The sequence below is a fragment of the Pantoea sp. CTOTU50773 genome, from assembly GCF_032082325.1.
In the GTDB taxonomy this organism is placed as follows: domain Bacteria; phylum Pseudomonadota; class Gammaproteobacteria; order Enterobacterales; family Enterobacteriaceae; genus Pantoea; species Pantoea communis.
This window is the reverse complement of the sequence record NZ_DAMDQC010000039.1, coordinates 1-12,700: the sequence shown is the minus strand read 5'-3', so window position 1 is coordinate 12,700 and position 12,700 is coordinate 1. Positions and strand designations below refer to the sequence as shown.

Sequence of the window (12,700 nt, the reverse complement as noted above, 5' to 3'; positions counted from 1 at the left end):
ATCACTTATGTATCGATTGGTATATATTTGGCCGTGCAATATCGCCTTGTTGAAGTTAAAGATAGCGATCTGGATTAATATAGCGATCGATACACTAATCAGGCATGTTCGCTTTGTCAACGAGTTATGTATCGTTTAGTATAGTAATCCACTGCACGCATTAAACATGAGGACGCGATGGCAACGATGGGACGCCCGAGAACATTTGATCGAGACCAGGCGATCGAACAGGCGATGTATCTGTTTTGGCAGCAGGGCTACGAATCGACTTCACTGAATCAGCTCAAGGCCAGCATCAATAACGGCATCTCCGCACCCAGCTTTTACGCCGCGTTCGGTTCGAAAGAGGCGTTGTTCCGTGAATGCGTGCAGCGCTATCTCTCGACCTTTGGTCAGGTAACTGAATTCTTATGGGATACCCGTCTGACGGGACGTGAAGCCGTGGAAACCTCGTTGCGACGCTCAGCGCAGATGCAGTGCGAGCCAGGCCATCCCACCGGATGTATGGTCGGCCTCGGTGCCATGAGCGCCACCTCCGCCGAACATGCCACCGTGACCGAACCGCTGACACGCTCGCGCAATCGTACCCGAGCCGGAATCGCCGCCGCGATCGCGCGGGCTGTCGCCGCGGGCGAGTTGCGGCCGGATGTTGATGTCAGCGCGCTGGCGGCATCTTTCAGCACTTTTATGTTTGGTTTATCGATTCAGGCACGCGACGGCGCCAGCATTGAGGAACTCAACAAGGCGATTTCGCAGATGATGTGGATGTGGGATGCGAATAAGCGAATCGCCTCCGGTTAAACTTGCAAGCATCACGTTAAACCGGAAGCGTTTATCTGCCAATTACTTTTGTTGCTGCTGTTTGGCCTCAGCTTCCTTTTGCTTCTTACTGGCCATGTGGTGACCCACGACACAGCCCCCTACCGCGCCCATCACGGCATGGTGCGCAACATGCCCCGCTGCGGCACCAATCATCGCGCCTTTCAGGCATCCTTGTGCTTCAGCCTGAGCGCTGACGGCTAAAAACAGGCCTAAAGTGATAACCAGCTTTGACAGAGTTTTCATACAACTGTGGTTCCGAAAAGGGATGAAGCTGAGTACGTTACCGATAAATTTGTTTGAATTCGTGCACTATTCGCTGAGGCGCACCACTGATTGAGGGCTGTTGATGAATGGTTGTTGATTGGGTGCTGCAATGGGGTTTCATCAATCACCCATTCATCAACCACACACGGCACATCGTCATGCTGTTTGATGCCTGGAAGGGCTCTGATTAAGACTGTGAGTACTGCTACAGCAGATGATAGCGCCGCGCGAAGTCAATGAGTTTCACTAATGAGGTGATGTTCAGCTTTATTTTGAGGCGATGTTTATAGGTGCTGACGGTTTTTTCACTGAGCGACAGTTGCGCACCAATCTGTTTATTGCCCATGCCTTTTGCCAGCAAAATCAACACCGTCATTTCGCGCGCGGAGAGCATGCGTAAGCGTTGCTCTTCACTGGCCCCATAGCGACGATGAGTTACCGTCGGAAAATCCTGCGCTGGGGCGAAACTGTAACCACGCATCACCATGCGCACCGCCTCTTTGAATTCGCTGAGTTGATCCGAGGCGATGACATAACCATCGGCGCCCGCTTCCAGACAACGCTGCGCGAAATGCCCACTGTGCGGTGCCGCTATCACCAAAATTTTCATGGCACCACTGAGTGCGCGAAATGCGGTCAGCAGCGTTAATCCTTCAAGGTTGTTGATGAGATTGACCACCAGCAAGTCCGGACACCGTCGTTGAACCTGATCCAGCGCTTCAACCACAGGCAAGCATTCAGCTAAGACGGCGATGCCGCTGTTTTCCAACGCCATCACGCGTTCGCGGCAGTGGTCTGGGTGGTCATCGATCATAATGGCGGTTTTCATGGCGTACTGATGTTCCTTTCAGAGGGTGAATAAACGTCCTTGCATGCTTATCACCTTAGCCCGCGAACACTGTATCGGCTGTAGGAGAGTACTTATCTGATGAGCAAAAATCCGGCGCCAGGATGCCGCCGGATATCTGTGATTACCAGATCCAGCGCACACCGAAAGCCGCATTCCACGGGCTGTTCATATGCCGTGCTTTGCTGGTCGCTGCTTCGGTATAAAGCTGTAGATTAGGTTGAAGCTGAGCAGACATCCCCAATGTCATCTCTGCGCGCGTACAGGCCAGATCATTGCTGAAACGCTGATCGAAAAGGGTCATATGGTTGTTGCTTTCCAGCTCCTGAATCGCTGATAACCTTACCCACGGCGTTAACTGCGCCCCCTGGGATAAGGTCAGTGACTTGCCCACGACGCCGTGCAGCGCAACTCGTTGCGAGCGTGCCGAACCGCTACGGCCAGCCAGGCCATTATCAAAGCGGAAACTATCACTCTCCGCCCACAGCGTGCTCAACTGTGCCGACGGCTCAACGAACCCGCCACCGCTGCCATCAATACTGAAGCTGTCTAAACCGGTCATCGTACCTGCAAGCGAGGAACCGCTGTTTAATGCCAGTGCGATACGGCTGGTGGTGTCAGTGCGGACGTTATCGGTGAGTACCGAGTCATGGCTGGCGGTGACTGCGGCTAAGGCATTGCTGTTGCCCTGTAATACATTGCCACTGCTTTGACATACGCACTTGATTCTCACCTTTGTTTTGCGGCGGTTCACCTTTAAAAGTGACGCGGCCAAGGTGTTGATAAGGTGTATACTTCCTGATTGACGTAAAACCATCCAGTCTCTGCTGAATGGAATAAAAAATTGAATGTTAGAAAAGATGATCGCGGTATTTAAACAATTCTAAATCGGTGGTCAGCCCCAGTTTTTTCATCCCCGATTGCTTGTGCCCGCTGATGGTTTTACGGCTGCGTTTTAATTTTTCTGCGATCTCAATTACCTGCATGCCATCAAGGAAACAACGGATCACTTCCGCTTCACGCGGCGATAACAGCGTATCCAGTCGCGAAAGCTTCTCGCCGTTGGCCTGATACAGCGGCCCATCTAATACCGCGCCATCGCGCTTTCGCACCGGTATTTTGCTTAATTCACTTTCAATGTTATCTGGAATAAAGCGCAGCCCTCTGTCAATCACACGGATGGCTTCAAAATACGTCTGCGCCTCTTCACGTTTAGAAATATAGCCTTTGATTCCACTCATAAAGGCGGCACGTATTACCGCCAGGCTTTCCATGGAGGACGAGAGTAAAATCTTTAATGTTGGATGGCGTGATAAGATCTGTTTTATTAACGACAAACCATCAAGCTCATCGCCACCCAAAATATAATCCAGCACCAGCACATCAGCAGCGTTCTTTTGCAACCATGATAAGAGTTCGTGGCTATGGGAAAAGCTGCCGGTGATCTGCATATCGGGATAGTGGCTGGCTGCCATTTCCAGTGATAATCGAATCATCGGGTGGTCATCCAGTAATACTACCGTTATCTTTTCACCCGCGTAACGAATCATCAATGTCAACCTCATCAGTCAGCCAGAATAAACAACAAAATACGTTTTATTGCGTGCTGATCGAAACGCAAGGTGAGACCATTCTGAGTCAACAGTTACTGATTAAACGGTAGGGATTTACTTACACAGCCATGGCAAATAGTAGTGCCATCAAACTTCTCTGACAGGCGTTACATCAGGGTGACATCGACATGCTGGCCATCTGGCGTCCCGCTCTGGAGAACAACCGTACCGTTGCCGCCTCCTTGCCCTGGCTGCACGGTCAGGCCGTGGTGTTACATTCCGATCAGCCTCTACTTCAGCAAACGGAAATTGAGAACGGGTTATTGGCGTTAATGCAGGACAAACAGCATCAATGGGACCCCTATGGTGCCTCACCAAATAGTTTTTTGGATTGTTACCATGCAGTACAGCGACTGGCTACCGCTAAACGTCAAACGGCATCCGCTTATTTGAAACAGCTTGTGGGAATCGGCGTATTAGAAGAGAAAAGTTATGGGCGCGAGAAGCTGTACATGAATACACGCCTGTTGCAGGAACTGAATCAATAAATGAAAAGGGATTGAGTGCTTCATTATGCCGCCCTCAATCCCCGAACCGCTATTCATCAACTGCCAGAGTTAACTCTACTCTGTCTGGGGCGCTCCATGCACACCAATCACAACCTCAGTTGCCCACCCAAAATGGCATCCGCTTCCTGAAGGGAGACATCCAGACCTGCTGAAGGCGTAAATGTCAGTTCACCAAAAATGACTTCGCCATTGAGAAGATAGAAATCAGCGCGCACGAATTTAAAATCGCTCGCCAGTTTCATTGCATACTGCTTCATTTTTACAAAGCCCTCAGGCATCTCGGGCAGGTCATACTTATTAATCAACTTCACCGTATCCTCAAAGGGTAGCGGATTCCAGTTCATGTCAAAGTAATAGAATTTAGGCGTGCCTTTTTCACGGCCGACACAAACCATGACGGCGTAGGGTTTACCGTTAAAGCAGTAAAACTTATAGTCGTCTGGAAAACCACCGCGTTCATTCTCGATAAATTTTTCGCAGAGAATCTTTCTCTCAATCTTTCGGTACTGTGGCTCAATAAAATGTGATGAGAAATCCTCACTTAACCACTTGCTCAACTGCCGGTTGGTTTTATCAACATCTAATGCGGATTTATCACTACAAATGATGTTGTAGCCTGCGCCGTGATTGCACTTGAGGGCAAATCTTTCCGGTAATGCAGCATAGTCAATGTCCTGCGGATTATCGTAGACGCCATAAATCTCATTCAGAATTTCACCACAACCTTTGGATGAAATATATTCTCTGACTTTATACTTATCCGCGCAGCAAGTGTAGATATCATTGTTCAGCTCATTGAACTTGAGCCACTGAATCTTTTCATTAAAATTGGTAGGATTAGTTAAATTAAGTTTCTTCTTAAATTTTATGTAGTAGTGGGCTTTAGCACAGAATTCTGGTGAAATATTAGCGCTAATTTTCAGAGCTGACTTAACTGTGTGTTTTATCATTCTCATTGAAATTATCTCGTTTTAAAAATGTTGAGGTGCATTTTGATGATTGTTCTATTCTTGAAAAAGTAATTCAGTAACGTGCAAGACAAAATTTCAACAATCAAAAAACAGTATGCAGCGCCATTAATTCCGAAGGAACGGATCATGACCCAGGAAAATGGCACGGTTAATACACAACATAAAAACATCTTCTTAGCCAGGTAGTTGTATCCGGACTCTTTAATCATATACCGGTAGCAGATCGTTCCCAGTGACGAGAACATCGTGCCAATAATGATAATGGGTATAATTTCGGCAGATTCCATATACTTATTGCCATAAAGCAAATTGATAAAGTCATCACCAAACAGATAGAACCCACCTAGCACAACAAGAGAAAGTAGGATAACAATCCTGTTGATTTTACTTAGTAATTCATCTACAGCAGGTTGATTCTTTTCATTGTAAATCTTTGAGAAGAAACTCGTTATTAATGCCAATACGATAAATGACCAGGCGCCTCCTATGGTTAATGCAACGCTATAGATTCCCAGATTTGAGTAAGAGATCATTTTAGCCAGAAAAATACTCGAAATCTGCGTGTAGATATCCGCTGATATGCTCGACAGAATTAAGGCCCCGCCGGTATACAACATATGACGGTTATACATCACAGCACCTTTACTACTTTCATTGACTGCTGTGGTCTGCCTAAAGTACACAAGGCGCATGACGTAAGGGACCAGAGGGATAATGATGATAGGTATCGTGAAATAGTAAATCGGCAGTTCAAAGTGAGATATGTAAAATCTGGCCATCAGTGCCAAAGACAATCCGATGACATTGGTAATCGTATTGATCTTTGATTTTAATTGAGTGTTGTTATAGATCGAAAAGAAGTCCATCACGATGTAATACGTCGCGATGCAGTTGGCAACGCCAAAGATAAAGACCGTGAGATCCGTAAAGAAGTAGAGATACGTGAGTACTGCACTTGAGGAGATGAGAAAGAAAAAACGTCTCTGATTCTGCGTATGCATCGCCAAAGAGATACCTGAACGGGCTCTCTCACTCATGCGTTTAAAAATAATATTCTGGCCACCAAACCATGACAACGTCTGTACAAAGATAAACAGCGAGGTGGCGATGTTTATCTTGCCAAAGTTATCCGGGCCAATGTATTTAGCCATTAATGAATTGATATATATCAGCCCGATGATATTGACTGACTTCTCCAGCATGATCCATATCGCGTTAGAATACATGTCACGTCTCACATACACTTATGTTGAGTTGCAGTTGTTTATGCTTGATTGATGTTCTACGCTCAAAAGCAACGGGGTTTATATGCATTACTGGTATATTTATTTGTCAAAAGGTTATATAGTCAAATAACCTTCATATTCTCTCTTTACTTTACGCTTTCATTTTAATTGGTCGATACAGTGACTGTTTACACAAAAATAGTGAAGGGTTTTCTGTTCGAATCAGATTAATAGCAGTCATTTATAAATATTAGTGCCAGACATTAATAAAGCGTTGTATTGAGGGAGTTAATTAAATAGGAGAGTAATAATCAGGAAGATAGGGGAATTAACTCGCGGTTTTGAGGCGACGTGCGCGCCTTACATGCCGCATAGCAGGTTTGAGTGATATGCCGATATAACCCTCTTACATAAAGAGTTCTGGGCATTCCGGCTGAAAAATCCCAATTACACGACCACCCTCTTCTTCATGACTGTGCCTCGTACCACTGCCAGCAATATCCCTCCTACAATCAGCAGCGTGCCGATCACTTTGCTGTGATCCAGCGATTCATGCAGAATTGCCACGCCCATCAGTAATGCCAGCGCCGGGCTGAGCAGTGACCAGGGCAGAATCTTGCTGGCGGGATAGCGTTTCAGCAGGCCGTACCACAATGAATAAGCGAGGATGGACGAACCCAGCGCGCTGTAGATGACCCCGAGCCAACCGCGCCAACCCGCTGCGAGTAGCAAAGTGAACTGGTGCTGCTCGGTGAGTAGCGAACTCACCCCCACCAGTGGAATGGCAAACAGTGACAGCCAGCCCGTCATCGCCAGCGGTGCAATCGGCGGCAAACGCTTGATCAGCACCGTGCTGCATGCCCAACCACAGGCGCTCATCAATAACCACATAATGCTTTGCCAGTGCGACAGCGCCGGACTGCCCGCAAGAATCATCACGCCCAAAAACGCCACCACTACGCCGCCGATTTGCTGATAGCGCAGTCGCTCTTTGAGCCAGAATGCTGCCAGCAGCATGGCGATCGGCGTGCCCATCTGGATAAATACGGCGGTGGTGCCCGCATCGGTGGTTTGCATGCCAATCACCATTAACCCGAAATGCACAAAGCCAAAGGTGAATCCCAGCAGCATCATGCCAGGTAACTGACGCCACGTCAGGCGATGAAACGGCAGCAGCAGGGCCGCCACCAACACAAAACGCAGCGTCAGCATGAACAGCGGCGGCAGTTCCATCAGGCCAAACTTCATGGCGATAACGTTAAAAGCCCAGCCGTTGATCACCAGCAGCAGGATTAACAGGTCGCGCAGCGGAATGGGTTTCACGCACGTAGCCGGGTTGGCGTTTGCAGATGATAATCGTGCTCCTGTTGGAATCGACGCGCGAAAGCGAGCAGTTTGCGCTCAGCGCCATCACGTCCAATGAGCTGCATGCCAATGGGCATCCCTGCATGATCAAACCCGGCAGGCAGACTGATAGCGGGCAGTGCTGACAGACTTGCCAGCGCGTTGTAACGCATGTTGCCGGTCAACACGCTCTCTTCGCGGTCTCCCATTTGAATCGCTTCCAGTCCTTTATGCGGTGCGGTAAATGGCAGCGTCGGCACCAGAATCACATCCACCTGATTCAAATGCTGCAACAACTGCTGGCGTAAACCGGTGCGGAAACGTTGTGCCTGCAGATACTCCACTGCGGTAATGGCGAGTCCCGCTTGCAGCAGCTTACGCACATCCGCACCGTATTCTTGCGGACGGTCAGCAAGCCAGGCGGCGTGCAATGAAGCCGGTTCCGCAAGGTTGATCAGCACCAGCGCATTCACCGCCTGCTCAAGCCCGGTCAAACTCAGCGTTTGGCAACGCGCGCCCGCCGCACTCAACCACTGCACCATTTGATCATAGGCAGTCGCGACATCAGGCTGTACCTGCTGATGCACATCAGCTAGCAAGCCAATACGCAATCCGGCCAGTTCCGGTAATGCTGTCAGCGGCTGTGTTTTGCCGTCGAGCACATTAAACAGCACTTCACACTCTTCGGCATAACGAGCCAGCGGCCCAACGGTATCAAGACTGGTGGCGAGAGGAAAAATGCCCTCCGTGGAGAGTCGGCCCACGCCCGGGCGCAAGCCGGTGATCCCGTTCATCGACGCCGGTAAACGAATCGATCCCCCGGTATCGGTGCCCAACGTTGCCAGCGCACTGCGTACCGAGGCGGCGACCCCCGAACCCCCGCTGGAACCGGCAGGAATGCGGGCATCATCCCAGGGATTGCTGCTGGCACCGTAGTGCGGATTGTTGGTGGTGCCGCCCCATGCGAATTCATGCATGTTGGTGCTGCCGATGATTAACGCGCCCGCCTGCTTCAGACGTTGCACCACCACCGCATCACGCTGGGCGATATTGCCACTGAGTATCTGACTGCCCGCGTGCATCTCCTCACCGGCCAAATCGATATTGGCTTTGATGGCAATCGGCATGCCATGCAGCGGGCCCAAATCATAACCCTGTTCCAGCAAGCGCTGGCTGGCTTTGGCTGCCTGGCGTACCTGATACACATAGACTTCATTGAACGCATTGAGATCGCGCGTGGTTTCTTCACGCGCCAGACAGGCTTCGACCAGCTCTGGCACGCTGGTCTGCCGTGTGCGCAACTGCTGTGCCAGCGTCAGCATTGAGGCATCGATTAACTCACTCATGAGGCAACTCCAGCGGCGGATGCAGCGATGAAACCCACGCGTTTGCCGGCAGCAGCGTTGGCGCGAAATGTTGCGCAGCAAAGGCGCTAACGCCCGCCGCACGCGCTTCACAATCGGTAAGCAGGTGTTCCAGCTCAACCGCATCAGCCGCGCAATGGCGCTGTATCAATGCCAGTCGAAGTGTCAGTGCATCCATAATCAATCCTCTTTTATTGCGGGCGCACAGCGGTGCGCCCATCACTTTTCGAAGGTAGGTGAGGACTTACTTATCGCCCATCGCATCGACCGCTTCTTTGGCCTTAGTCGCCAGCGTCGTGTTCACGTTGTTCTGATATGACGTGGCTTCAGAGGGATAGGCTTTGATGTTTTTGGCATACAGCGCGATGTTCATGTTGTTATCCCAGGCCTTCTGCGACACCAGCACGTTCTCCGGATAGCCTTTAGCATCGATTTCACGCTGCACTGCGGTTTTCACCACCTCCTCGGGCAACGCCGGGAAGTATTTACGTGCAATGGTCACCGACTCAGCCGGATGCTTGTAGATAAAGCGTGAGGCCTGTTCAAAGGCGGTCACGACGGCCTGCGCGGCCTGTGGATTCTTATCAATATATTGTTGTGTGGTCGTCAGGCTAGAGAAGGCAAACGGATACCAGGATTGCGCGGCTGAGAACGAGTAAGCCACATGCAAGCCGTTCTGCTTTTCGGCCATGGTGACCTGTGGCTCCGCCGCTAACGCGTAATCTGCACGACCTGCCGCCACCGCCGGGATCTCATTGCCAATCGCCACATGCACCAGCTTCACGTCTTTGAGGTTGTTCTGTTTGATCAGATAACTCATAAACGCCCAGGTGGTATCAGGTTGCGGGCTGGTCACCACACGTTTGCCCGCGAGCAGTGACAAATTGTCCTGCAAAGAAGCCGCTTCTTTGCCGAAGATGAAGATGGTTGGCGCGTTCTGTACCCCGGCCACCACCACCCCTTTGCCGCCGTTTTCACGGGTTTTCGGCACAAACACCGGATCCTGAATCGAGAAATCTGCCGAGCCGCCAATCACCGCCGCCCAGGATTGCGCCCCGCCGCCACCGGTGCTGATTTTCACATCAACGCCCTGCTGTTTAAAAAAGCCCTGCTCCTGTGCCACATACAACGGCAGATAGAGCAGAGATTGAAACGCCTGGTTGATGCGCACTGGCGTGTCAGCCGCGTGCGCACTCACCAGAGAAGCCAGACAAACTGCGGCAGAGATCGTAGCTAAACGGAATTTTTTCATGATTATTTCCTGTCCCAGGAGAGAATGAGGCGTTCAATAAATGCCACCAGCGCGTTGAAAAACAGCATCATCAGCATGACCAGCACGATGCCAGCCAGCACAATGTTCATACCGAAATTGGAACTCCCCAGCAGGATCATGTGACCCACGCCGCTATCCGAAGAGATGTATTCACCGACGATGGCACCGACCAGCGCGAAGCCAACGTTAAGCCTTAAGCCCGACAGCACCCACAACATCGCGGATGGCACCACCAGCTTGAAGAAAATGGTGCCGCGTCCGGCATTGAAGGATCGCAGGAGGTTGATGAGATCGGGATCGGTGCGCATCGCGCCTTTATATGAGGTGGTCAGTGACACCACCACGCAGGAAAACGCCACAATCACCACTTTGGAAAGCATCTCCGTGCCGAACCAGATGATGGTCATCGGCGCAATCGCCAGCACCGGGATTGAGCCAATCGCGGCGATAAACGGCGCGGCAAGGTCAGAGATAAAGCGCGAGTACCACAGCAGCAACCCCAGGACAGAGCCGCCAATCGCGCCCACGGCAAACCCCACCAGGGTTTCAACGGCGGTGACGCGCACATCGGTCACCATTTCACCGGACTGAAAGCGCTGGACCAGCACCTCCCATACCTGCGAGGGGCTGGAGAACAGGAAGGCGTTGATGTTGCCACTGCGCACACCGAGCTCCCACCCTCCCAACAGCAGCACCACAATCGCCACCTGTAAGAACAGCAGCGTGTAGCGACGTGCGTTAGCTGAGCGGAAAAAGGTTTCTCGCGAACTGCGATTTGCCGTCGCCGCAACCGTAGGGCGTGTAGACACTGAGTTCATTGTCATGTCGTCCTCTCGTTAGTTAACCGGCTCAGGCTGAATGCCGATGCTGCGCCAGATATGCTCGTAATACTCATTGAAACGCGGCGACAGGCGGCGTTCGGGTATCGACAGGCTATCCGTGCCGAGATCGACCTCAATCTCCTGCACAATTTCACCGGGGCGCGCTTTCATCACGTAAACACGATCCGACAGCGTGACCGCCTCTTCGATATCATGCGTAATGAAGATCACCGTCTTGTGCTGCTCTTTCACCACACTCAGCAATTCACTTTCCAGCGAGATTTTGAGCGGGTAGTCCAGCGCCTTATAAGCCTCATCCATCAGGATGATTTCCGGGTTGGTGACCATGGTGCGCATCAATGCCACACGCTGTTTCATGCCGCCGGAAAGCTGCGACGGATACTTCTGCTCGTAACCGGTCATTTTGTAGAGTTCGAACAGTTCACGCGCTTTGGCTCGCGCCTGTGCTTTGGGCATGCCGCGCACTTCCAGACCGAGGATCACGTTGTCGATCACCGTACGCCACGGGAACAGCAGGTCTTTTTGCAGCACATAACCGAGTTCCGGTGACGGCGTGCCGGTGGTTTCGCGATTCTTCAGCAAAATGCTGCCGCTGTCGGGCATTAGCAGCCCGGTGATGATGTTGAACAGCGTCGATTTGCCGCAGCCGCTGGGCCCGACAAATGAGACGAATTCATTGCGATTGGCATGGAAGTTGAGGTTGCGCAGCACCGTCACCTCACCCTCCGGCGTGGGATAGCTTTTGTGGATGCCAGCGGCTTCCAGAACTTTACTCATGGTTTTCCCCCAAAGGTCGCGCGTGGCGATTGTGAACCGTCAACGGCGAAGGCGGGGCCTGTACCGCAACGTAATCTTTCAGGAAGTGATAGCCGAGATAGTCGCTGCTGCGGGCGCGCAGGATGGCGGACTGCACCTCGACGCGGGCAATCGCCATGCCTTCCGTGGTGCCACTGTCAGCCACGATATTTCCCAGCGGATCGATAATGCGGCTGTGGCCGTGATAGTGAAGATTGCCGTGCTGGCCGCACAGATTGGATTCGATCATCCAGCATTGATTTTCCAGTGCGCGCACACGGCCAAACAGCGTGTAGCTATCCACCATGGGATCGGCATCGCCTGCACTGCCGTCTCCGGCATAGCCCCATGCGGTGGGCATGATCATGATGTCCGCGCCTTTCAGCGCCAGCTCGCGAGTGCTTTCCGGGAACACTTTGTCGTAGCAAATCAACATACCAATGCGGCCAATTGGCGTGCTGAACACCGGAAAATCGCTGCCAGGATAGTAGACGTGCTTCTCATCGCCCGGCTGATGCACTTTGCGATACACGCCGAGCAAACCGTCTGGCCCCAATAGCACCGCACTGTTAAACAGTACTTCGGCACGTTCAGGATGGCGCTCGGTCATGCCGAAAACCACATGCAAGTCCAGTTGCGTGGCGAGCTTTTTCATGGCCTGCACGCTCTCACCTTCGGTCACCACTTCGGCTTGCGCCATTTGCCACGCCACCGCTTCGCCGTTCCAGTTGAGCGTATCCGGCAGATAGCCTTGTAAAACCTGCTCCGGAAACACCACCAGGTCGGCACCTTCCTGTGCTGCCTGTTCCATCCAACTCAGCAGGTTGTTG

General features: G+C 51.5%; 14 protein-coding genes and 1 pseudogene. 2 read left to right on the top strand and 13 right to left on the bottom strand.

From position 1 onward, the window contains the following. Nucleotides 1-177: 177 nt before the first annotated feature. Nucleotides 178-801, top strand: coding sequence for a TetR/AcrR family transcriptional regulator (locus tag RT340_RS08690; protein ID WP_313375379.1), 624 nt, complete (start codon nt 178-180; stop codon nt 799-801). Nucleotides 802-843: 42 nt separating this feature from the next. On the opposite strand, the gene RT340_RS08685 is transcribed toward RT340_RS08690, so the two are convergent. From RT340_RS08685 to RT340_RS08670, 4 genes are all read right to left on the bottom strand, one after another. Beyond that, on the bottom strand, nt 844-1,065 hold the full coding sequence (locus tag RT340_RS08685) for a hypothetical protein (RefSeq protein WP_097117682.1): 222 nt from the start codon (nt 1,063-1,065) through the stop codon (nt 844-846). A gap of 226 nt (nt 1,066-1,291) precedes the next feature. Continuing rightward, on the bottom strand, nt 1,292-1,915 hold the full coding sequence (locus RT340_RS08680; protein WP_313375373.1) for a response regulator transcription factor: 624 nt from the start codon (nt 1,913-1,915) through the stop codon (nt 1,292-1,294). Nucleotides 1,916-2,057: 142 nt separating this feature from the next. Then, nucleotides 2,058-2,666, bottom strand: coding sequence for an autotransporter outer membrane beta-barrel domain-containing protein (locus tag RT340_RS08675; protein WP_313375371.1), 609 nt, complete (start codon nt 2,664-2,666; stop codon nt 2,058-2,060). A 118-nt stretch (nt 2,667-2,784) separates the two neighbouring features. After that, nucleotides 2,785-3,429 carry a response regulator transcription factor gene (locus RT340_RS08670; RefSeq protein WP_249221712.1) on the bottom strand — a complete coding sequence of 215 codons (645 nt, stop codon included), beginning with the start codon at nt 3,427-3,429 and terminating at the stop codon, nt 2,785-2,787. A gap of 479 nt (nt 3,430-3,908) precedes the next feature. On the opposite strand from RT340_RS08670, the pseudogene RT340_RS08665 reads away from it, so the two are divergent. Beyond that, nucleotides 3,909-4,034: pseudogene (locus tag RT340_RS08665) on the top strand (Fic family protein); the annotation flags it as partial. 107 nt (nt 4,035-4,141) lie between these two features. Here the strand turns inward: RT340_RS08665 and RT340_RS08660 are convergent. The 9 genes from RT340_RS08660 to RT340_RS08620 form a co-directional block, all read right to left on the bottom strand. Continuing rightward, nucleotides 4,142-5,011 (bottom strand): ATP-grasp fold amidoligase family protein, encoded by an 870-nt coding sequence (locus RT340_RS08660; RefSeq protein ID WP_313375369.1) that lies wholly within the window; start codon nt 5,009-5,011, stop codon nt 4,142-4,144. A gap of 5 nt (nt 5,012-5,016) precedes the next feature. Then, nucleotides 5,017-6,252: a polysaccharide biosynthesis C-terminal domain-containing protein gene (locus RT340_RS08655; protein ID WP_313375417.1), complete on the bottom strand. Its 1,236-nt coding sequence runs from the start codon at nt 6,250-6,252 to the stop codon at nt 5,017-5,019. 447 nt (nt 6,253-6,699) lie between these two features. After that, nucleotides 6,700-7,566 carry a DMT family transporter gene (locus RT340_RS08650; protein ID WP_313375415.1) on the bottom strand — a complete coding sequence of 289 codons (867 nt, stop codon included), beginning with the start codon at nt 7,564-7,566 and terminating at the stop codon, nt 6,700-6,702. A gap of 5 nt (nt 7,567-7,571) precedes the next feature. After that, a complete protein-coding gene (locus RT340_RS08645) occupies nt 7,572-8,942 on the bottom strand; it encodes an amidase (RefSeq protein ID WP_313375367.1) in 1,371 nt (456 codons plus the stop codon). Further along, nucleotides 8,935-9,138 (bottom strand): hypothetical protein, encoded by a 204-nt coding sequence (locus tag RT340_RS08640; RefSeq protein ID WP_097117674.1) that lies wholly within the window; start codon nt 9,136-9,138, stop codon nt 8,935-8,937. The genes RT340_RS08645 and RT340_RS08640 overlap by 8 nt, the downstream gene beginning before the upstream one ends. Before the next feature lie 66 nt (nt 9,139-9,204). Beyond that, the gene (locus RT340_RS08635; protein WP_034822438.1) at nt 9,205-10,212 is read right to left on the bottom strand and encodes an ABC transporter substrate-binding protein; all 1,008 of its coding nucleotides are present in this window, start codon (nt 10,210-10,212) and stop codon (nt 9,205-9,207) included. 2 nt (nt 10,213-10,214) lie between these two features. Beyond that, the gene (locus RT340_RS08630; RefSeq protein WP_313375364.1) at nt 10,215-11,057 is read right to left on the bottom strand and encodes an ABC transporter permease; all 843 of its coding nucleotides are present in this window, start codon (nt 11,055-11,057) and stop codon (nt 10,215-10,217) included. 12 nt (nt 11,058-11,069) lie between these two features. Next, complete coding sequence (locus tag RT340_RS08625; RefSeq protein WP_034822435.1) at nt 11,070-11,852, bottom strand: ABC transporter ATP-binding protein; 783 nt, start codon at nt 11,850-11,852, stop codon at nt 11,070-11,072. Continuing rightward, the coding region (locus tag RT340_RS08620) for a carbon-nitrogen hydrolase family protein (RefSeq protein WP_313375360.1) at nt 11,845-12,700 on the bottom strand (856 nt) is incomplete at its 5' end. The genes RT340_RS08625 and RT340_RS08620, both read right to left, overlap by 8 nt.

Coding starts and splice junctions, on each gene's coding strand:
- RT340_RS08655 (WP_313375417.1), bottom strand. CDS start 6,252: ATGTATTCTAACGCGATATGGATCATGCTGGAGAAGTCAGTCAATATC.
- RT340_RS08635 (WP_034822438.1), bottom strand. CDS start 10,212: ATGAAAAAATTCCGTTTAGCTACGATCTCTGCCGCAGTTTGTCTGGCT.
- RT340_RS08625 (WP_034822435.1), bottom strand. CDS start 11,852: ATGAGTAAAGTTCTGGAAGCCGCTGGCATCCACAAAAGCTATCCCACG.
- RT340_RS08690 (WP_313375379.1), top strand. CDS start 178: ATGGCAACGATGGGACGCCCGAGAACATTTGATCGAGACCAGGCGATC.
- RT340_RS08670 (WP_249221712.1), bottom strand. CDS start 3,429: ATGATTCGATTATCACTGGAAATGGCAGCCAGCCACTATCCCGATATG.
- RT340_RS08680 (WP_313375373.1), bottom strand. CDS start 1,915: ATGAAAACCGCCATTATGATCGATGACCACCCAGACCACTGCCGCGAA.
- RT340_RS08685 (WP_097117682.1), bottom strand. CDS start 1,065: ATGAAAACTCTGTCAAAGCTGGTTATCACTTTAGGCCTGTTTTTAGCC.
- RT340_RS08630 (WP_313375364.1), bottom strand. CDS start 11,057: ATGACAATGAACTCAGTGTCTACACGCCCTACGGTTGCGGCGACGGCA.
- RT340_RS08660 (WP_313375369.1), bottom strand. CDS start 5,011: ATGAGAATGATAAAACACACAGTTAAGTCAGCTCTGAAAATTAGCGCT.
- RT340_RS08640 (WP_097117674.1), bottom strand. CDS start 9,138: ATGGATGCACTGACACTTCGACTGGCATTGATACAGCGCCATTGCGCG.
- RT340_RS08645 (WP_313375367.1), bottom strand. CDS start 8,942: ATGAGTGAGTTAATCGATGCCTCAATGCTGACGCTGGCACAGCAGTTG.